Source organism: Marinobacter litoralis (assembly GCF_016427555.1).
In the GTDB taxonomy this organism is placed as follows: domain Bacteria; phylum Pseudomonadota; class Gammaproteobacteria; order Pseudomonadales; family Oleiphilaceae; genus Marinobacter; species Marinobacter litoralis_A.
Window position 1 is genome coordinate 445,621 of the sequence record NZ_JAELVS010000001.1, and the last position, 18,011, is coordinate 463,631.

17 protein-coding genes are annotated in these 18,011 nt (G+C 56.8%); 4 read left to right on the top strand and 13 right to left on the bottom strand.

Features of this window, described 5'->3' with window-relative positions; all coding sequences use genetic code 11:
- Positions 1 to 5: 5 nt before the first annotated feature.
- The 9 genes from JAO79_RS02035 to JAO79_RS02075 form a co-directional block, all read right to left on the bottom strand.
- Entirely contained in the window at positions 6 to 1,181 is a 1,176-nt protein-coding gene (locus tag JAO79_RS02035) for a type III PLP-dependent enzyme (protein ID WP_199005495.1), read from the bottom strand.
- Between the two features lie 183 nt (positions 1,182 to 1,364).
- The gene (locus JAO79_RS02040) at positions 1,365 to 2,183 is read right to left on the bottom strand and encodes an ATP-grasp domain-containing protein (RefSeq protein ID WP_199005496.1); all 819 of its coding nucleotides are present in this window, start codon (positions 2,181 to 2,183) and stop codon (positions 1,365 to 1,367) included.
- A gap of 173 nt (positions 2,184 to 2,356) precedes the next feature.
- Positions 2,357 to 4,831 carry an ATP-dependent helicase HrpB gene (gene hrpB, locus JAO79_RS02045; protein ID WP_199005497.1) on the bottom strand — a complete coding sequence of 825 codons (2,475 nt, stop codon included), beginning with the start codon at positions 4,829 to 4,831 and terminating at the stop codon, positions 2,357 to 2,359.
- Between the two features lie 317 nt (positions 4,832 to 5,148).
- Positions 5,149 to 6,351 (bottom strand): YbfB/YjiJ family MFS transporter, encoded by a 1,203-nt coding sequence (locus JAO79_RS02050; protein ID WP_199005498.1) that lies wholly within the window; start codon positions 6,349 to 6,351, stop codon positions 5,149 to 5,151.
- Positions 6,352 to 6,441: 90 nt separating this feature from the next.
- Positions 6,442 to 7,107, bottom strand: a complete 666-nt coding sequence (locus JAO79_RS02055) for an SCO family protein (protein ID WP_199005499.1) — start codon at positions 7,105 to 7,107, stop codon at positions 6,442 to 6,444.
- A gap of 36 nt (positions 7,108 to 7,143) precedes the next feature.
- Complete coding sequence (gene cyoE, locus JAO79_RS02060; RefSeq protein WP_227664294.1) at positions 7,144 to 8,061, bottom strand: heme o synthase; 918 nt, start codon at positions 8,059 to 8,061, stop codon at positions 7,144 to 7,146.
- Positions 8,058 to 9,155, bottom strand: coding sequence for a COX15/CtaA family protein (locus JAO79_RS02065; protein ID WP_199005500.1), 1,098 nt, complete (start codon positions 9,153 to 9,155; stop codon positions 8,058 to 8,060). The genes cyoE and JAO79_RS02065 overlap by 4 nt, the downstream gene beginning before the upstream one ends.
- Positions 9,156 to 9,171: 16 nt before the next feature.
- Positions 9,172 to 9,807, bottom strand: a complete 636-nt coding sequence (locus JAO79_RS02070) for a hypothetical protein (RefSeq protein WP_199005501.1) — start codon at positions 9,805 to 9,807, stop codon at positions 9,172 to 9,174.
- A 35-nt stretch (positions 9,808 to 9,842) separates the two neighbouring features.
- The gene (locus JAO79_RS02075; RefSeq protein WP_227664295.1) at positions 9,843 to 10,544 is read right to left on the bottom strand and encodes an SURF1 family protein; all 702 of its coding nucleotides are present in this window, start codon (positions 10,542 to 10,544) and stop codon (positions 9,843 to 9,845) included.
- A gap of 94 nt (positions 10,545 to 10,638) precedes the next feature.
- On the opposite strand from JAO79_RS02075, the gene JAO79_RS02080 reads away from it, so the two are divergent.
- Entirely contained in the window at positions 10,639 to 10,845 is a 207-nt protein-coding gene (locus tag JAO79_RS02080; protein WP_199005502.1) for a twin transmembrane helix small protein, read from the top strand.
- A gap of 10 nt (positions 10,846 to 10,855) precedes the next feature.
- Here JAO79_RS02080 and JAO79_RS02085 read toward each other — a convergent pair whose 3' ends face one another.
- Genes JAO79_RS02085 through coxB form a run of 4 tightly spaced genes read right to left on the bottom strand, consistent with a single transcriptional unit; the run spans position 10,856 to position 15,130 of the window.
- Complete coding sequence (locus tag JAO79_RS02085) at positions 10,856 to 11,743, bottom strand: cytochrome c oxidase subunit 3 (RefSeq protein WP_199005503.1); 888 nt, start codon at positions 11,741 to 11,743, stop codon at positions 10,856 to 10,858.
- Between the two features lie 16 nt (positions 11,744 to 11,759).
- Positions 11,760 to 12,350, bottom strand: coding sequence for a cytochrome c oxidase assembly protein (locus JAO79_RS02090; RefSeq protein WP_199005504.1), 591 nt, complete (start codon positions 12,348 to 12,350; stop codon positions 11,760 to 11,762).
- A gap of 14 nt (positions 12,351 to 12,364) precedes the next feature.
- A complete protein-coding gene (gene ctaD / locus JAO79_RS02095) occupies positions 12,365 to 13,948 on the bottom strand; it encodes a cytochrome c oxidase subunit I (protein WP_199005505.1) in 1,584 nt (527 codons plus the stop codon).
- Positions 13,949 to 14,005: 57 nt separating this feature from the next.
- Positions 14,006 to 15,130, bottom strand: coding sequence for a cytochrome c oxidase subunit II (gene coxB / locus JAO79_RS02100; protein WP_199005506.1), 1,125 nt, complete (start codon positions 15,128 to 15,130; stop codon positions 14,006 to 14,008).
- A 191-nt stretch (positions 15,131 to 15,321) separates the two neighbouring features.
- On the opposite strand from coxB, the gene JAO79_RS02105 reads away from it, so the two are divergent.
- The 3 genes from JAO79_RS02105 to JAO79_RS02115 all read left to right on the top strand — a co-directional run bounded on the left by JAO79_RS02105 (position 15,322) and on the right by JAO79_RS02115 (position 18,008).
- Positions 15,322 to 16,662 carry an MATE family efflux transporter gene (locus tag JAO79_RS02105; protein ID WP_227664296.1) on the top strand — a complete coding sequence of 447 codons (1,341 nt, stop codon included), beginning with the start codon at positions 15,322 to 15,324 and terminating at the stop codon, positions 16,660 to 16,662.
- Between the two features lie 197 nt (positions 16,663 to 16,859).
- Positions 16,860 to 17,510, top strand: coding sequence for a hypothetical protein (locus JAO79_RS02110; RefSeq protein WP_199005507.1), 651 nt, complete (start codon positions 16,860 to 16,862; stop codon positions 17,508 to 17,510).
- A 111-nt stretch (positions 17,511 to 17,621) separates the two neighbouring features.
- Positions 17,622 to 18,008, top strand: a complete 387-nt coding sequence (locus tag JAO79_RS02115; RefSeq protein ID WP_199005508.1) for a DoxX family protein — start codon at positions 17,622 to 17,624, stop codon at positions 18,006 to 18,008.
- Positions 18,009 to 18,011 lie beyond the last annotated feature (3 nt).

Consider the following 18,011-nt stretch of genomic DNA (forward strand, 5'->3'; position numbering starts at 1 on the left):
ATTGTTTAGATGTAGTAATCCTTCAACGGAGGAAATCCGTTGAATTCTACTGCACTGTAAGTGGTGGTGTAGGCACCTGTGGACAACCAATACATCCGGTCGCCGATTGCCAGATTTAACGGCAACGGGTACTTATGATGCTCGTACATAATGTCGGCACTGTCGCACGTTGGCCCGGCAATCACACAGTCTTCACCCACGCCGTCCTTTTCTGTCCAGATCGGGAACTTGATGGCTTCATCCAGTGTTTCGATTAACCCCGAAAACTTACCCACATCGGTAAACACCCATCGGTGCAGCGCCGTGCGCGATTTCCGGGAAATCAAAACCACTTCACTCACCAACACACCGGCATTGGAAATCAATGACCGGCCCGGCTCAATAATGATCTCCGGCAGTTCCGCCCCGAAGTCTTCTTCCAGGAACCGAGCAATTTCCCGGGCATACACACTCAGCTCGTTGGTACGGCTGATGTAGTTAGCCGGAAAACCACCGCCCATATTGATCATTTTCAGCTCAATGCCGTCTTCTTCCTTCAGGCGCTCAAAGATGACCTTCACCTTGTTCAGCGCCGCGTCCCAGGCACCAATTTCGCGCTGCTGGGAACCCACGTGGAACGACACACCGTAGGGCACCAAGCCCAGTTCCCGAGCCAGAATCAACAGGTCCATGGCCATGTCGGTCTGGCAACCGAACTTGCGGGACAAAGGCCAGTCTGCGGTGAGCGTACCTTCCGTCAGAATGCGCACGTACACCTTCGAGCCGGGCGCGGCTTTGGCAATGTTGCGCAGGTCCGCCTCGGAATCCGTGGCAAACAAGCGCACACCTTTTTCGTAAAAGGCCCGCACGTCTTTGGCCTTTTTGATCGTGTTGCCGTAACTGATGCGATCGCCGGTAACCCCCAACGCCATCACTTTTTCCAGCTCATACACCGATGCGATATCAAAGTTGGCGCCTTTGTCCCTCAGCATGGTCAAAATCTGGGGGGCCGGGTTAGCCTTTACCGCGTAGTACACCTTGGCATACGGAAATCCTTCCACCAACTCGTCGTACTGGCGATCAATAGTGGCGGTATCAATCACCACAAAGGGCGTTTCCTTGGTATCTGAAAATGCTTTGATACGCTGAAAGGTGTCGGTATCGTAGTAATCCGCAATAGTTGCGTTGGCTGCGTCGATCATCAGTGGTGCATCCCTCCATAGGGAAAGCAGACCTAAAAAAAGGCACCGCAGCATGGCTGCAGCACCCATAGAATTTCGCGATCATCAGGTTTTTCTTTGACCACCGCAAATGCGCATATATACCCACAAACCAAGTGCAAAAAAACCATGCGCAAAACGGATTTTTAGACTACCGATTCACGCCTACACGGCCACCGGCCACAATGGCGGCGGCTCTGTCGGTCCTTCCGGATTTTCGGCGCTGTGCTGGGCCTTTAAGTAGTCCAGAATAGCCCCATTGAGATCGCTGCCTTTCGCCAAGCCCTTGTTACCGAATAGACGATTGAACTCAAGCACATAGGGGTAACCTTCCACGACCGCAATATCAAAGCCGGCGTGGTTTACGCCCAGCGTTCGCGCCAGACGCAGCGCGAGGTCGGTGACCACCGAAGGCACTTCCCGGGTATCGATCTGCCCGCCTTTCGCTACGTTGTTGAAGAAGCCCTGTGCTGCCTGCGTGCGCCAATAGGCGGCCACAACCCGGTCACCCACAACCACCACTCGCGCATCCCGGTCAATCGGCAGGTACTCCTGCACGTACAACACGTCGGTACAATCACAATAACGCTGCCAGTCCTCCCGGGACTCAATCAGCCATACACCGTCACCCATGCTGGACTTCGGCAGCTTGGCAACAAAGGGTAGAGGCATGGCGTTCCAAAGTGCCTCCCGCTCCTGCGGGCCATTGGCCTCGATGCGTGTCCAAGGCGTGTGCTCGGGGGCGACGGTTTGAAAGGCCCGGGTCATTTCGATCTTGTCGTGGCCAATTCGGTAACTGGCGACACTGGGAAATACTCGGCATTTCAATCCGTGTACCAGTGCGTTCAGTTGCCAGTATTCAGGGAAGAGCACCCAATCCGCTTCCTTCAACAAATCCTTGTGACGCTGGAAATGCTCAGGCTTGAGGACCGTGGTATCGGGGAACCCGAGGGTACGAAAGACGTTAAAAGACACGAGTTGCATGTGTGGCCGCCGAACGGATGAAATTGCCGGCATTTTAATCAGCTTTGAGCAACTGACAAGCGTTTTTTTCATGCGAAATTCGGGCTTTTTTCACGCCCGCACGTTGGGCCTAAGCAGCGCACTCCGTTAGTGCGCATCGTCGCATTACGGGCCAGTGATCAAAGGCACAAAGGTTACTTGGTCGGGCGCTTTTTCGTGCCCTGTTGCGCTTGCGCAGTCAGCGGGTCTTCCGGCCAAGGGTGCTTGGGATATCGGCCACGGGTGTCCTTGCGAACCTCCGGGTAGGCGTTCTTCCAGAAGCTGGCCAAATCGGCGGTGACCGCCAGCGGCCTCTGAGCCGGGGACAATAAGTGGATGACCACTGGAACGCGGCCCCCTGCGACTTTCGGGGTTTCGGTCCAACCGAACAAGGCCTGCAATTTGGCTGCCAGCACGGGGCCGTTTTCAGCGCTGTAATCCAGGGTGACATTCTGGCCAGTGGGTATCGTCAGAGCACGGGGAGCAAGTTCTTCCAAGCGCTGCTGTTGTGGATAATCGAGCAGGGTATTCAGTGCCTGAACCAGATTGAGGCCGGCCAGGTCGGCCCATCGCTTCATGCCCGACAAATAGGGCGCCAACCAATCTTCCAGTGATTCCAGCAAAGCACTGTCGCAGACCTCCGGCCAATCATCGGGGAACTGATGGCGCAGCATCCGAACCCGTGCACACCACTGTTGGGCAGCCGGTGTCCAGGGCAAGCTATCCAGCCCCTTGCGCCGAACGGCATCCAGCAAGCCTTGCTGCAGTAACTCCGGCGCCACCTGTGCCAGCGCTTGCTCAGCGAGCACCAACGAACCCAGCTTGCGAACCTTGCGCGCCACAACAGTGCCCCGTTTGTCGTCCCAGAGGGCTTCTTCGCGGTCTTCGATATGGGCCGCGAGATCCTGCTCCAGATCCGACAAATCTACCGGTGCCGCCAAATACATGGTCGCTTCCCGGGCTTTGCCGTCCAAGTCCGCCGCAACTAGCCACTCCTGCCGCGCCAGAGCATCGTCTTCCCTCAACACCGCGCCCTTGCCGTTACTGAGTTGGTAGCGGGGTGTGCTTCCGGGCCGACGGCGGGCAATGCGGTCGGGGTAGGCTTGGGCCAACACCCGGCCCACTTCGGTTTCGGTGGGCAGCTCTGCCGAAGCTTCGTCTCGGCACAGGCGCTTGGCCGCCTGTTTCACCGCTTTTAAACGGGCCACATCTATGCCGCGATGGCCGCGCTCACCACGTAACACCCGAATGCGTTCATGCAAATCAGCACCGGAGCCCGGCCCAAGCAAATCCCGCTCTTCCAGCAAAGCGGCCAACTCCGCCGCCAGTTGCCCCAGCCCCAAAGTGCGCCCTTTGATCACCATGTGCGCCAAGCGCGGATGCATGCCCAGCCCCCGCGCAGCCTTGCCGTGATCGGTAATAGCACCTTCGGCATCCAGCAAATCCAGCCACTGCAACAACGCAACCGCCTGCTGCCAGTGCGCATGCGGTGGTGCGTCGATCCACACCACCTGCTCGGGCGATCGGGCGCCCCACTGGGCCAGTTCCAGCACCAGCGGGGCCAAGTCAGCTTCTTGAATCTCCGGCGGGGTAAAATCCGCCAGACCGAACTGTTCGGATTCGCTCCACAGCCGGTAGCACACACCGGGCTCAACACGACCGGCCCGGCCTTTTCTCTGTTCCGCAGAAGCTTTGGATACTCGGCCCGTGACTAAGCGTGTCATGCCGCTGTTCGGATTAAAAACCGCCCGGCGTTGCTGGCCGGCATCAATCACCACCCGCACGCCTTCTATGGTCAGGCTGGTTTCGGCAATGGCGGTGGCCAGCACAACCTTTCGCGAACCCTCGGGAGCCGGCGATATGGCGCGGTCCTGTTCCTCGGATTTCAAATTGCCATAGAGCGGGGCGAGTATGACATTATCAGGTAATTGCCCCTGTAGCTGCTGTGCAGCCCGCCGAATTTCCCCGGCTCCCGGCAAAAACACCAGCACCGAACCGGGTTGGTCGGCCAAGGCTTCGTGCACCACCGCCACCACCTGATCCAGCATCCGGCCATTGCGGGCCAGTGGCCGATACATCACCTCCACCGGAAACACCCGGCCTTCACTGCTGATCACCGGCACATCACCCAGCACTTTGGCAATCGGCGCGGTATCCAGCGTTGCCGACATCACCAGTATCCGAAGATCCTCCCGCAACGCCTGCTGGATTTCCCGCACCAATGCCAAACCCAGATCGGCTTGTAGGGAACGCTCGTGGAATTCATCGAACAGCACAGCGGCGTAGTCTTCCAGCATGGGGTCGTTCTGAATCAGGCGCGTCAGAATGCCTTCGGTGACCACTTCAATCTTGGTGTTCCCAGAAACCTTGGTATCCAGCCGGGTCCGGTAGCCGACCGTTTGCCCCGGGGCCTCTCCCAACTGTTTCGCCATAAACCGCGCCGCCGATCTGGCCGCCAGCCGTCGGGGTTCCAGCATCAGGATTTTCCGGTCATCCCGCCATTCGGCTTCCAGCAACGCCAAGGGCACTCGGGTGGTTTTACCGGCTCCCGGGGGGGCTTGTAGCAAGGCTGTGGTGCTTTGGTTCAGGGATTGGGTTAGCTCTGGGAGTATGGCTTCTATTGGGAGCATGGGGGGTTGTTGGGTTTAGCCTTCTTGGTTTGGGGGTGGCGCGGGAGGGGTTTTGAATTTTGGGCCGAAAAAGAACTCGCTTCGCTCAGACACCTTTGTTCGACCCAAAATTCAAAACCCCTCCCACACCCTGCGTAATAATACAATATGTCCGAAGGTTACCATGGTCGGGCTATGGTTTAGTGGGCGAAGTCGGAATCCATAATCAGACTACCGCCTCTCTTTATCGGTGCCGCCCAACTAATCAAAAAATCTTTATCTGTGACCCGAGAAACCACCCCGATCAATCCCCCACAACCAAAAGTCTCGGGCCAGACTCAAGACCGAGAATGCCAAACCTCCGGGCGAGGCACAAAGAACGCAAACACCAAACCAAAGGCCAGCGCCGCCACACCGATACCGAATGCCGACAACAGAGTGCCGCCAGCATCCAGCCACTGCTTGGTTAGCCAAGGGCCTACCATTTGAGTAAAGCCATACAGTGCTACCATCGCCGCCGACAGCCTTGGGCCTTGGTGCGGGTGCAAAGAACGGCCGGTTCTTTGGGTGAGCAGAACCGTGCCCACAAACGTGCTGCCCACCAGCACCGCGCACAACGACAGACCAACAGCGCCCGGCCAGACAACGGCCGCCAGAACACCCGCCAACTGAATGATGAAATTCAATCTCAACGCTCGGAGATCACCCATAACGGCACCGAGCTTGTTCCATAGCCACGGCGAGGGAATGGTTACGATCGCCACCAGCATCCAGGTGCCGTCTTGCAGGAAATGGTCAGCCGGCAATTCAAGGTTCGCCAGCAACGGCAAAAAAGTCATGGGCAGGATGTATCCCAAGCCCGCGCCAGCGTAACTCAGGAACAGCGGCACACTGGCGCGATCCAGTAGAGGTGTGGTGGTAATCGTTTTACCGGAGTCGTCTTGTTCACGAACAGGCACATCGAGCTTTCGCAGCTGCATCACGCCCCACCAGCCCAGCGGGATAGATACCAGCAGGGCAGGCCACCAGCGCTGGGCACCCTCAAGAAAGTCGGCGGGACCGGTCACCAAACCGCTGGATACCAAAAGTCCTGTTCCTACACCAATGTACACCAGCCCGCTCAATGAAGCGCGGTTTCGCAGAACCAGCCATTCCAGGATCAGGGCCGGGGCCTGCACGAAGATCACGCCATTGGCCACGCCATTGAGCCACCGAACCACCGACATCACCGTAAGGTTGTCGGTTTGGGTCATGATCAGGGTGGTGGCAACATGTACGAACATGAACAAGGGCAGCAGGAAGCGGATCTGGTCAATCCGGTGCCAGCGGATCGCCAGCATGGCACCCATCAGGTATCCGAGGTAGTTCCATGTCGCGATCGCAGCCCCTTGGGAAGCATTTATCTGGTCGTCCGCCACCAGATAAGGCATCAGCGGCGTGTAGATAAACCGACCCAGGGTGTGCACCACCAGCAACACGAGCCCACCGGCCAACAAAACGGTGAACAACTGTCTGGAAGAAGCGCTCGATGGTGAGGTCATATTTACTGCCCGGTTATGCATGAACATGATACAGCCGGGCAGTGTATGGCAGACGGTGGAGTTTGTCAGTCAGACCTTGGGCACACGGAATCAGTTGCCTGCGGCTCTGGGGTGATTTTCCTTGGCCCAGCTATAAATCCGTGCGAACGCTTCGGCTAACTCTTTCGGGTTATGCGGGGGCTGAATCAAGGCCTGGAGTTTGCCATCAGGATTCAGCAGCGCGAAATGTCCGCTGTGATCCACCAGCAGTTGGCCGTCCACCTCGCGGTGCACAAAGACCGCACTCAGGCTTTGGGCCAGCTCCCTGAGTGTGTCCAGCTCACCGGTCAGGCCGTGAAAATGCTCACCGAAGAACCCGGTGTAGGCTTTCAGTTTGTCCGGTGTGTCGTGTTCCGGGTCTGCGGTCACCAGCAGGTAATCCGGCTGCGGCAGTTCCGCCGACAGCAGTTTGTCGGTTTGGCGCAGGTTCGCCATCGCCGCCGGGCAGATGTCCGGGCAGTTGGTGTAACCGACAAACACGAAGCTCCACCGGCCTTTCAAGTCGTCCCGCGTTACGGTTTCGCCCTGCTCATTGGTCAGGGTGAATTCCGCCAACTCGCGCGGCTGGTCATACACATAGGTGTTGTATTCGCTCAGATCTGGCGCTGGCGCGGGTTCACTGTTTGCCAGAAACACCTGCCGCCCCAAGGTCAGGCCAAAAATCAGTGCAACGATCAAAAACAACGCAAGCAGCGTAATGCGTAGCGAACGCCCCATAGGGCCTCCCGGTCAAATGAGTGTCATGCCCGCTGTTCAGTAAAAGACGAAGTGGTCCACCAGCAGCACCACGAACAACGCCATCAGATACACGATGGAGTATTTAAAGGTATCCATGGCAACCCGGCGGTCATCGCCTTTCAGCAAGCGAATAGCATATTGCAGGAACCGCAAACCTAAGGCCAGCGCCCCCACCAGATAGATTCCACCGGACATGCCAGTGGCAAAAGGCAACAGGCTGACCACCAACAGCATAACGGTATACAGCACGATGTGCAGTTCGGTGTATTTGTTGCCGTGGGTAACCGGCAGCATCGGGATACCGGCTTTGGCATACTCTTCTTTACGATGAATGGCTAAGGCCCAGAAATGCGGAGGGGTCCAGGCGAAAATGATCAACACTAGCAACAACGCATGGCCCTCTACCTGCCCGGTTACCGCGGTCCAGCCCAGCAAGGGCGGCATGGCCCCGGCAAGGCCGCCGATGGTTATGTTCTGCGGCGTGGCCCGTTTCAGGAATAAGGTGTAGATGCCTGCGTAGCCTACCAGGGAGGCCAGCGTCAGCCAGGCGGTAAGCTCGTTCACCTGCCACATGAGCACGACCATGCCGACGGCCGCCAGCACCACCGCAAACAAAATCGCGTCGAAGGGAGCGATCCGGCCTGTCGCCACCGGGCGTTTGCGGGTGCGGGCCATGACAGTGTCGATTTTCTGATCTACGACATGGTTCACCACGGCCGCGGCGCCCGCCAAAAAGGCGATGCCGAGATTACCAAACAGCAGTACGCCCCAACCCGGCACCCCTGGTGCTGCCAGCAACATGCCGATCAAAGAGGTCAGAATCATCAACGCCACTACCCGCGGCTTGGTGAGTTCCAGATAATCGCGCCACGAGATATGTGTTACGGATCTCGTCGATTCTTGCACCGGCAGTGCTTTTACTTGCTCGCTCATGCCGTTACCTCCCGCGTTATGGTTGTTGTGTGGGATGCCGTCGCTGATTTTGAATGCGGTAACTGGGTATGCCGCCAGATCAGATTGATCATCGACAGCAGCAGCCCGGCCCCCATGGCGTTATGCGCCACGGCAATGCCGAGCGGAATATGAAACCAGACATTGGCTAACCCCAGACTGAACTGAAGCGCCAGCGCGCAGGCCACCAGCAATATGCTGCTATCCAGACCACTGCTACCTCGTTGCCTCCAGAGCCGGAGCAGCATCAAGCCTAAGTAGAACATTACAACCACGGCGCCAAGGCGATGGGTCACATGAATGGCAACACGGCCATCATCGGTCAGTTGCCCGCCCAGATAATTCGGCCCCACCTGCTGCGCAATATCAAAACCATGCCGGAAGTCCATGCTCTCCGGCCACCACTGGCCTTGGCACGTAGGCAGATCGGTGCAGGCCACCGCCGCATAGTTCGCAGCCGTCCAGGCTCCGAGCGCAATCTGTACCACCACCAGAAACAAGCCACCGTGGAGCCAGGGGCGAAGTTTGGACAGACGCGTGGCCACCCGCCCCGCCGACCGATGCGGCATACCCGCTCTGTTGCGCAATCTTAACGTCAAAAGGAACAATAGGCTGAGTGTGGTAAATCCACCCAACAGATGCAGCGCCACGACTTGCGGCCAAAGTTTCAGGGTAACCGTCCACATGCCGAAAGCACCCTGCAATACGATGAAGCCTGCGATGAACAAAGGCAGGCGCAGGGGCAGGTGGGCACGACGATGGCGAATCGAGGCAATGGCCAACCCAAACACCACCAACCCCAAGGTACCGGCAGCGTATCGGTGAATCATTTCCGGCCAGCCTTTAGCAACATCCACCGGAGTTTCAGGGAAGCGGGCATTGGCGATGGCGATGTTGGTTTCGCTTTGAGGCACCGTTAAGAAACCATAGCAGCCGGGCCAATCCGGACAGCCAAGGCCGGCATGGACCAAGCGCGTCCAGGCCCCCAGCATGATCACCACCACCGCCAGTGCGCAGGCCAGTGTTGACCAAACCGCCAGCTTTCGGGCCAAGGCGTCTGTTGAAGTCTGGTTCACCGCATCGCCCTCCCGGTCAGCCAATCTGCGACAGCTTCAGCAGTTGCTTGATGTCTTTCAGCATCTGTTTGCCGGTGTGTTCGGTGCCGTAATGCATCATCACGTTGCCAAAGGGATCAACCAGCAGGATACGAGGCTCTGAGTCAGGATTAACACCATCCGGCCAGGCCGGTGTGGCGCCCGGCATTAGCCTTAGCCGCTCCATGCGCTGATAGTCCCGGGGCCAACGCGCTTCCAGCTCAGCGGGGGTTGCAGCCAACCAGGCGGCACGGCTGACTCTGGGAGCTTCTTTGCCGAGGGCGATATTGACTTGTCGCGCCAGGTACAGCAGTTGCTCGCACGCTTCGGTGCAGGTGCCCGCTGTAACCAGCATCAACCATTGGGGGTCGGCCTTATCCGCACCAAATCGTTCGGCAAGCGGCAGGCCAGTACGGGTTTCGAGATTCAAAGCCTGAACCGGCACAACCGGCTGCAACAGTTCGCCATTATTGGTGTGGCCTTCCGGGTTCAGCCAACCGGTGTAGAACATAATGGTCGCCAGCACCATAGGCCCAAAGCCCACGGCAAACAGAAGGATTGCCGTGCGCCGGCCACGCCGGATCTGTTCCGGGCTCGCGGATTCGCGACCACTCATGGAGTCAGCCGTTGTCATTGTCGGCTCCTGCCTTTGTGTCTTTCTTTGTTGTTTTATGTCTCGCTACGCCTATAACTCGCTACTACAGTCAATATAGTCAGCACTGCCGCAAGCGCAAACCATTGCACCGCATATCCATAATGCGTTTGTGGCCCCATCACATCCGGAACCCGGTCGGCACGGTAGGCGCCGGGCTGTTTCGGGTCCGAAAGCATCACGGTCACCGGGGCCGGTTCACGCACGAATTCGGCAACTTCGGTTTTCGGCAACGCCTGCACGCGTTTCGGCCAACCGTCCCCGGATGATGCTACCTCCGCCAGAACCGGCGGCTCCGGGTACTCCGCCAAACGGCCCTCTATCGTCAGGAGGTCGTCCGGGGTTTCAATCGTCGGTAAAGTATCGCGGGTTCGGGTGCCCTGTACCCATCCCCGATTGACCACCACCGGGGGGCCTTCAAGGGGCCGGAACAGGGTCAGCACCTCATAACCTGGAATGCCGTCTCGGGTACGGTTATCCAATAACCAGCTTTGCTTACCGTAAAAGCCCGTAAGGTATACCGGTAACCCCGGCTGAAGATCACCGGCAACCAGGGTCGCCCAAGGCGTGTCGTTAGCTTGTTGTTGCCAGGCTTGCAGCAGGGTTTGCTTTTCACCCGCACGGTTCAGTTGCCAGATGCCGAGACTTATAAGAAGAGGCAGGAACAGGCCGCTAAACATCAGCAGACGCCAATCAAAATGCCATCGGCGATCCTTCAAAACGGCCTACCCATGCTTTGCTATAGTGAAGAAAAGGCAAGAAGCGGAAACACGCCTACCACTGCCTGAACAATCAATAACAACGGGATACCCCATGCTTAAAGTTGCCATTGTCGTACTGCTGTTCGCCGTTATCGTGAGTTTGTTCAGCGGTCTGTTTTTCTTGATCCACGACGGTGGCAAAACCCGGCGGGTGGTCAACTCCCTGGCGGTCCGGGTTGCCTTGAGTGTGCTGCTGCTCGTGCTGCTGTTGATCGCGCTCTGGTCCGGATCGATCACTCTTAACCCGACACCGTCATGAATACCGGCGCTCAAAGTACGTAAACAAATACGAACAATCCTAGCCACACCACATCCACAAAGTGCCAATACCAAGCCGCCGCTTCAAAGCCAAAATGGTTATCGGCGCTGAAATGCCCCTTGGTGATCCGAATCAACATGATCGTGAGCATGATCGTACCCAACAGAACGTGGGCCCCGTGGAAACCGGTCAGCATAAAGAACGTACTGCCGTAGATACCAGACTGCAGCGTCAGATCCAGATCGTTGTAGGCATGGACGTATTCGTAACCCTGAACAAACAGGAACACAACGGCAAGCGCAATGGTCAGCGCCATCCAGAGTTTTACCTTAGCGCGATCGCCGGCCTTCAAGGCGTGGTGGGCAATGGTCACGGTGAACGAGGATGTCACCAGCAGAATGGTGTTGAGTAACGGCAATCCCCAAGGCCCTACTACCTCTGAGGGCCCTTGATACGCTTGTGGATCGGGGTTATTTACCAACGGCCAACTGGCCTGGAAGCCCTCCCACAGCATGTTGGAACTGCCTTTGTCGCCCTCACCGCCCAACCAGGGCACCACAAACACCCGAACGTAGAACAATGCCCCGAAAAAGGCAGCAAAGAACATCACCTCGGAAAAAATGAACCAACTCATGCCCCAACGGAATGAACGGTCCATCTGGTCGCTGTACAGGCCGGCCCGGCTTTCCCGAATCACACTGCCGAACCAACCAAACAGCATGTAAGCCATAATCAGTGCGCCAATCCAGAACATCACCCAGGAGCCGGTGGTGCTTTCACCCTGATTGCCATTGACCATGATGGATGCAGCGCCGTAAAGGGTGACCCCAAGGCCAACGGTGGCGACAATGGGCCACTTACTCTGTTCGGGAACGTAGTAGGTCTGGTGATCCGCCATAGTTCTCTCCGATGGCTTAGCCGTTATTGTTGGTTATTGTGTCTGCCGCTGCCGGGCCAGAAACTTCCACAGGCTTGCCCTGATCGTACAGGGTGTAAGACAACGTCAGCTTGGTAATGTGTTCAGGCAGCTCCGGGTCCACGATGAAAACCAGCGGCATTTCCACGCTTTCGCCAGCCTCCAGTGGTTGTTGATTGAAACAAAAGCATTCCGTTTTATGAAAATACAGCGTGCCTTCCGAGGGTGACAGGCTGGGCACTGCCTGCCCCACCATGTCATCTGCGGTTGGATTTGCCGCAAAGAACTTCACCGTCATCGGCTCACCGGGGTGTACCTTCACACTGCGCACCACCGGCCGGAATTCCCAGCTCATACCGGGGCCATTACTGGCCAGAAACTGAACCGTGACCGTCCGATTCTCATCCACCTGTTCGCTGCTGCCCGCCTCATAGCGGCCGCTGGTTTTTCCGTTTATTCCGGTGATGTCACAAAACACGTCGTACAAGGGAACCAGGGCAAATCCAAACGCGAACATGCCCACCACGCCGGCCATGCACCAGGCAATGACCCGGCTGTTACTGCGTTTGCCTTGCTGCTGATCAGCCATGACAAAACTCCCGATTACTTCACTTCAGGGGGTGTTGAGAAGGTGTGGTACGGGGCCGGGGAGGGTACCGTCCACTCCAGCCCTTCTGCACCGTCCCACGGTTTGGCGGCGGCTTTCTCACCGCCGCGGGCACACTTCACCACGATGAACAGGAACAACAGCTGCGTCACGCCGAACATAAAGGCCCCGACGCTGGAGACCATATTGAAGTCCGCGAACTGCAGCGCATAATCCGGAATCCGCCGCGGCATGCCCGCCAATCCCAGGAAGTGCATGGGGAAGAACGCCAGGTTCATGCCCACAAATGACAGCCAGAAGTGGGTTTTGGCGAGGGTTTCGTCGTACATGTTGCCGGTCCATTTCGGCAACCAGAAATAGGCCGAGGCGAAGATGCCGAAGATAGCCCCCGGCACCAGCACATAGTGGAAGTGAGCCACCACGAAGTAGGTGTCGTGATACTGGAAGTCAGCCGGAGCAATGGCCAGCATCAGCCCGGAGAAACCGCCAATGGTAAACAGGATGATAAAGGCCACCGCAAACAGCATGGGGGCTTCAAAGCTCAGCGAACCCCGGAACATGGTGGTTACCCAGTTGAACACCTTCACCCCGGTGGGCACCGCAATCAATAAGGTTGCGTACATAAAGAACAACTGCCCCGCCAGCGGGATGCCAACGGTAAACATATGGTGCGCCCAAACCAGAAACGAGAGCACGGCAATGGCACCCACGGCATATACCATGGAGGCGTAGCCAAATAATGGTTTGCGCGAGAAGGCCGGGACAATATGGGACACGGCCCCGAACGCCGGCAGAATCATGATGTACACCTCAGGATGCCCGAAGAACCAGAACACATGCTGGAACAACACCGGGTCACCGCCGCCTGAGGCATCAAAGAAACTGGTGCCGAAGTTAATGTCCATCAACATCATCGTAACCGCACCCGCCAGTACCGGCATCACGGCTATCAACAGAAACGCCGTGATCAGCCAGGTCCAGACGAACAGCGGCATTTTCATCAGGGTCATGCTCGGTGCGCGCAGGTTCAGAATAGTGGCGATCACGTTGATGGCACCCATGATGGATGACACACCCATGATGTGGATGGCGAAAATGAAGAAGGTGGTGCTGGGTGGCCCGTAAGTCGTGGACAAAGGCGCATAGAAGGTCCAGCCGAAGTTGGGTGCGCCGCCCTCCATAAACAAGGTGGACACCAGGATCAGGAAGGCACAGGGCAGCAGCCAGAAACTCCAGTTGTTCATCCGTGGCAACGCCATATCGGGCGCACCAATCATCAGCGGCAACATCCAGTTGGCCAACCCCACGAAGGCGGGCATGACTGCGCCGAACACCATGATCAGCCCGTGCATGGTGGTCATCTGGTTAAAAAATTCGGGCTGAACAATCTGCAAGCCCGGCTGGAATAATTCCGCCCGTATCACCATCGCCATGCTGCCGCCCAGCAGGAACATAGCGAAGCTGAAAATCAGGTACATAGACCCGATGTCTTTATGGTTGGTGGTCAACAACCAACGGCTGATGCCTTTGGCCGGGCCGTGGTGATGTTCCTGGTTGTGGGTATCTGCAACCGCACTCATGAAAACCCCCGTTACCGCCGTTTTTTATGGCTGGTGATTGTTGTTATCTGGCGTCAACTACTCTTTATTCTTGAAGTCGAAAATCTCTTTCGGTGTAACCATCTCACCGGTGTTGTTACCCCACGCGTTCCGCTCGTAGGTAATCACCGCCGCCAGGTCTACTTCGCTTAACTGCCCGCCAAAGGCCTGCATCGCAGTACCGGATACCCCGTTCACCACAATGTCGATATGGGCCTCCATGTCGTCAGTCACAATGGGACTGCCCTTCAAGGCCGGGAACGCCGGCGGCATACCTGCACCGTTCGGCTGGTGGCAAGCTGCACAGGCACTGGCGTAGGCTTTCTCGCCACGCTCCATCAGCTCATCCAAGGTCCAGTCTTTCTGGGTCAGCTGACGCTCCGCTTCGGCGGCTTCTTTTTGTTCCTCAACCCAGGCCAGATATTCCTCTTCGGGCACGGCTTCGACCACCACTGGCATGAAGCCATGGTCTTTACCACACAGCTCGGTGCACTGACCGCGGTAGATTCCGGGTTCGTCCACCCGGGTCCAGGTTTCATTAATAAAGCCCGGAATAGCGTCTTTTTTCACACCAAACTCCGGCACCCACCAAGAGTGGATCACGTCGTTGGCCGTTAACAGGAAACGAACCTTCTTACCAACCGGAATCACCAGCGGCTTATCCACCTCAAGCAGATAGTTCTCACCCTTCGCCTGACGATTCTCAATCTGATCGCGAGGCGTCGATAAGCTGGAGAAATAACCGAAGTCATCATTGATATACTCGTACTGCCAACGCCACTGATACCCGGTGATCTTGATATCGACCTCGGATTCGGTGGTGTCGTACATTTCGATGAGTGTTGCCGTGGCTGGCACCGCCATGGCGACCAGAATGGCAAATGGAATAGCAGTCCAAAGTATTTCCACCCATGTGTGTTCATGGAAGTTGGCTGCTTTGTGGCCCTGTGACTTGCGGTGGGCAAAGATCGACCAGAACATGACCCCGAAAACCACCACACCGATGGCTACGCAGATCCATAGAATGGTCATGTGAAGGCTGAATATCTGATTACTGGTACCGGTTACACCCGGCGTCATGTTCATGGTCCAGTCCGCCATGACCACAGCCGGTAGCAACAGTCCAATGACTAGGGCAAGTGCCCGCTTGGCATGCACGCGCATACTGTGTCTCCACAGAGTGTTATTCTTGTCGGATTTTGCGTCATCCCTCTGCGGTTCGTTCTGATGCTCGCAACACCAGAACATCCGCGAGTGAAAGCCTGCTTATGGATACATCATTGCTCAGTGTAGCCACTGATTAGCAAAACACTAAAAATCCAGTTAAACCTAAATGAGATAGATGGCCCGTTTTAATGAGAAATTCGCATAACAAAATCTTCAACCCCACAGACCAGCGCCTGTGGCTGCTGGCCTGGCCGCTGATGCTGACGAACCTCACGGTGCCGCTTCTGGGTTTGGTGGATACCGCCGTGCTGGGCCATCTGGATAACCCGGAATATCTCGGTGCGGTTGCAGTTGGCGCTAACCTGTTCAGCATTTTGTACTGGACCTTCGGTTTTATGCGCATGGGCACCACCGGCCTGGCCGCGCAGGCCTGGGGCCAACAGGATTCCTTTGCTCAAGTCGCGCTGCTGTTGCGCTCGCTGATGCTTGCAGTGGGTATCGGCTTGTTGCTGATTCTGTTTAATCAGCCATTGATTGCGCTGGGTCTGCATTTAATGAACCCGAGCCCTGCGGTGGCCGAACTGGCGGCTGAGTACGCTTCTATTCGTATCTGGAGCGCGCCCGCCGTGCTGTGCCAATACACCCTGGTGGGCTGGCTGATTGGCACCCAGTATCCCCGGGGCCCCATGGTGATGTTGATCATCGCCAACGGCATCAACATCATTCTGGACATCTTTTTTGTCACGGTGTTGGGCTGGAACAGCCGCGGTGTTGCCATGGCCACCGTTCTGGCCGAGTACGGCGCCACCGTTATCGGTTTCGCCATCGTGCTCAAGCGCATGCCCGAAGGGCAAACACTGACCAGAGAGCTGTTCGGGCAATTGTCGGATTATCTGCGCATTCTTCAGGTCAACCGTTTCATCATGGTGCGCACTATCGCGTTGCTGTTGGTGCTGGCCTTTTTTACTGCGCAGGGAGCCCGGCAAGGAGACATAATTCTGGCCGCCAATGCGGTTTTGATCACCTTTTTGCTGGTCATTTCAAACGCCCTGGATGGTTTTGCCAATGCCGCCGAAGCATTGATCGGCGAAGCCATTGGCAAAGGCAGCAAAGACCAGTTTAAAACCGTATTCAGCAGCGCCCTGCGCTGGTCAATCTGGGGTGCACTGCTGCTGACCATCGCGTTCGTGCTTGGCGGCCGGTGGTTGATCGGCTTGCTGACCGACATCGAAGCGGTGCAGTTCACAGCCTGGCAGTATCTGCCCTGGCTTTGGCTACTGCCTTTCGCGGCTGTCTGGGGCTTCCTGTTGGATGGTGTTTTTATCGGCGCAACCCGCACCCGCGAGATGCAAAACACCATGCTGTTCTCCGCGCTCGTTGTGTTTCTTCCGGTGTGGTGGCTGACCACCAGCTGGGGCAACCACGGCCTGTGGTTATCTCTGATCAGTCTGATGCTGGCGCGCGCCGTGAGTATGGGCTGGCTATGCTGGCACTACACGCGCCACGACCGCTGGTTTGCGCCTCACTAAGCCAAAACAGCGTGCCCGAAGCTGTAACTTTATTTAACACTCAGCCGAAGCACTCTCGGGAATTTTGGCTACAATAACCAGAAATGGCAGACCTATCCCGGTGGCTCGCCACCCGGTTAACTGCTCCCGGTTGCTCTTGGTAGAACCAAGGAGGGGCCTTGCGACCTCAACTCGTACAAACAGCGGCATCTCCTGCAATGACACCACAAGCAGTCCTTGAGATTATTGATCAGGCTCGGCGGAAGGAAGCTCGCTCCGGCACGTTTCTGCGCCAGATGAAGGACAAGGTAAACCAGTTACCCGCATCCATTGTGGTAGGTGGATCGAACCCGGCCACCAGCCTGTTCCAGTTCGCCGTCGAGTACATCGAAATGGCCCCACGCCTGATCGAATGCGTAGATGCCTGCGCGCAGGAAGCCGGCATACGAGAGCTGTTCAAACCGTTTATTGACGGCGCTGCCCAATACTTCACCCAGCCTTCGGTGCTCCTGGTGCAGTACGATGGCTTGGACGGCTTGCTCATCCGCGCCTACATGTGCCACCGCCTGATGGAGGAGATGCACGACAACAACCGCTCCATTCGCGCCAGCGAACTCATTGATCTAGAAGCCACCCGAGCCAACTTGCTGGTTCATGAATTGATTGGCGAACCCTTTGCCAACGAACTGGATGACGCCATTACCATTACGGTACTGCAGATCGCTGGTACTCCCGATTACTACAGCCTTGATCTCGAACCCTTCGTGAATCAGGTCAACAACCGTGCCTGGGACTGGATGCGTCAGTTTTGGGAGCATCTGCTGGAGCGCAATCACATTCAGTTTTCACTGCGGCCGGGAATACTTTAGCCGTTCCGCCACCCCAGATTGACACCGCTCCTTTCCGGCTATCCGACAACCCGTTAAACTGATCGGCAAAACGCACCTTACTTGTTGAAATGATTAAGGAGATACACGCTCGTGTTGGACAATGCAGACTTGGGAAAACTGATTATTCGACTTACTCTGGGCGGTCTTCTGCTGTTCCACGGGGTGTCAAAGCTGCTCAATGGCGTTGGTTTTATTGAGGGCCAATTAGCCGCTCACAACCTGCCAACCATCCTGGCCTATGGGGTTTACATCGGCGAGATCATCGCGCCATTGATGATTATTCTGGGCTACCAGACCCGGATCGGGGCCATTATTGTGGTCTTCAATATGATTGTCGCCATCGCACTGGTGCACAGCCATCAGTTGCTTTCGCTCAGTAGCAACGGCGGTTGGGCACTGGAGCTGCAAGGTTTCTTCCTGTTCTCCGCGTTAGCGGTTATCTTCCTCGGCCCGGGCCGATACAAGCTCAAGAACTGAATA

Excerpts from the sequence above, each read along its gene's own strand:
- JAO79_RS02035 (WP_199005495.1), bottom strand. The coding sequence starts at position 1,181 with ATGATCGACGCAGCCAACGCAACTATTGCGGATTACTACGATACCGAC.
- JAO79_RS02040 (WP_199005496.1), bottom strand. The coding sequence starts at position 2,183 with ATGCAACTCGTGTCTTTTAACGTCTTTCGTACCCTCGGGTTCCCCGAT.
- hrpB (WP_199005497.1), bottom strand. The coding sequence starts at position 4,831 with ATGCTCCCAATAGAAGCCATACTCCCAGAGCTAACCCAATCCCTGAAC.
- JAO79_RS02050 (WP_199005498.1), bottom strand. The coding sequence starts at position 6,351 with ATGACCTCACCATCGAGCGCTTCTTCCAGACAGTTGTTCACCGTTTTG.
- JAO79_RS02055 (WP_199005499.1), bottom strand. The coding sequence starts at position 7,107 with ATGGGGCGTTCGCTACGCATTACGCTGCTTGCGTTGTTTTTGATCGTT.
- cyoE (WP_227664294.1), bottom strand. The coding sequence starts at position 8,061 with ATGAGCGAGCAAGTAAAAGCACTGCCGGTGCAAGAATCGACGAGATCC.
- JAO79_RS02070 (WP_199005501.1), bottom strand. The coding sequence starts at position 9,807 with ATGACAACGGCTGACTCCATGAGTGGTCGCGAATCCGCGAGCCCGGAA.
- JAO79_RS02080 (WP_199005502.1), top strand. The coding sequence starts at position 10,639 with ATGCTTAAAGTTGCCATTGTCGTACTGCTGTTCGCCGTTATCGTGAGT.
- JAO79_RS02085 (WP_199005503.1), bottom strand. The coding sequence starts at position 11,743 with ATGGCGGATCACCAGACCTACTACGTTCCCGAACAGAGTAAGTGGCCC.
- JAO79_RS02090 (WP_199005504.1), bottom strand. The coding sequence starts at position 12,350 with ATGGCTGATCAGCAGCAAGGCAAACGCAGTAACAGCCGGGTCATTGCC.
- ctaD (WP_199005505.1), bottom strand. The coding sequence starts at position 13,948 with ATGAGTGCGGTTGCAGATACCCACAACCAGGAACATCACCACGGCCCG.
- coxB (WP_199005506.1), bottom strand. The coding sequence starts at position 15,130 with ATGCGCGTGCATGCCAAGCGGGCACTTGCCCTAGTCATTGGACTGTTG.
- JAO79_RS02105 (WP_227664296.1), top strand. The coding sequence starts at position 15,322 with ATGAGAAATTCGCATAACAAAATCTTCAACCCCACAGACCAGCGCCTG.
- JAO79_RS02110 (WP_199005507.1), top strand. The coding sequence starts at position 16,860 with ATGACACCACAAGCAGTCCTTGAGATTATTGATCAGGCTCGGCGGAAG.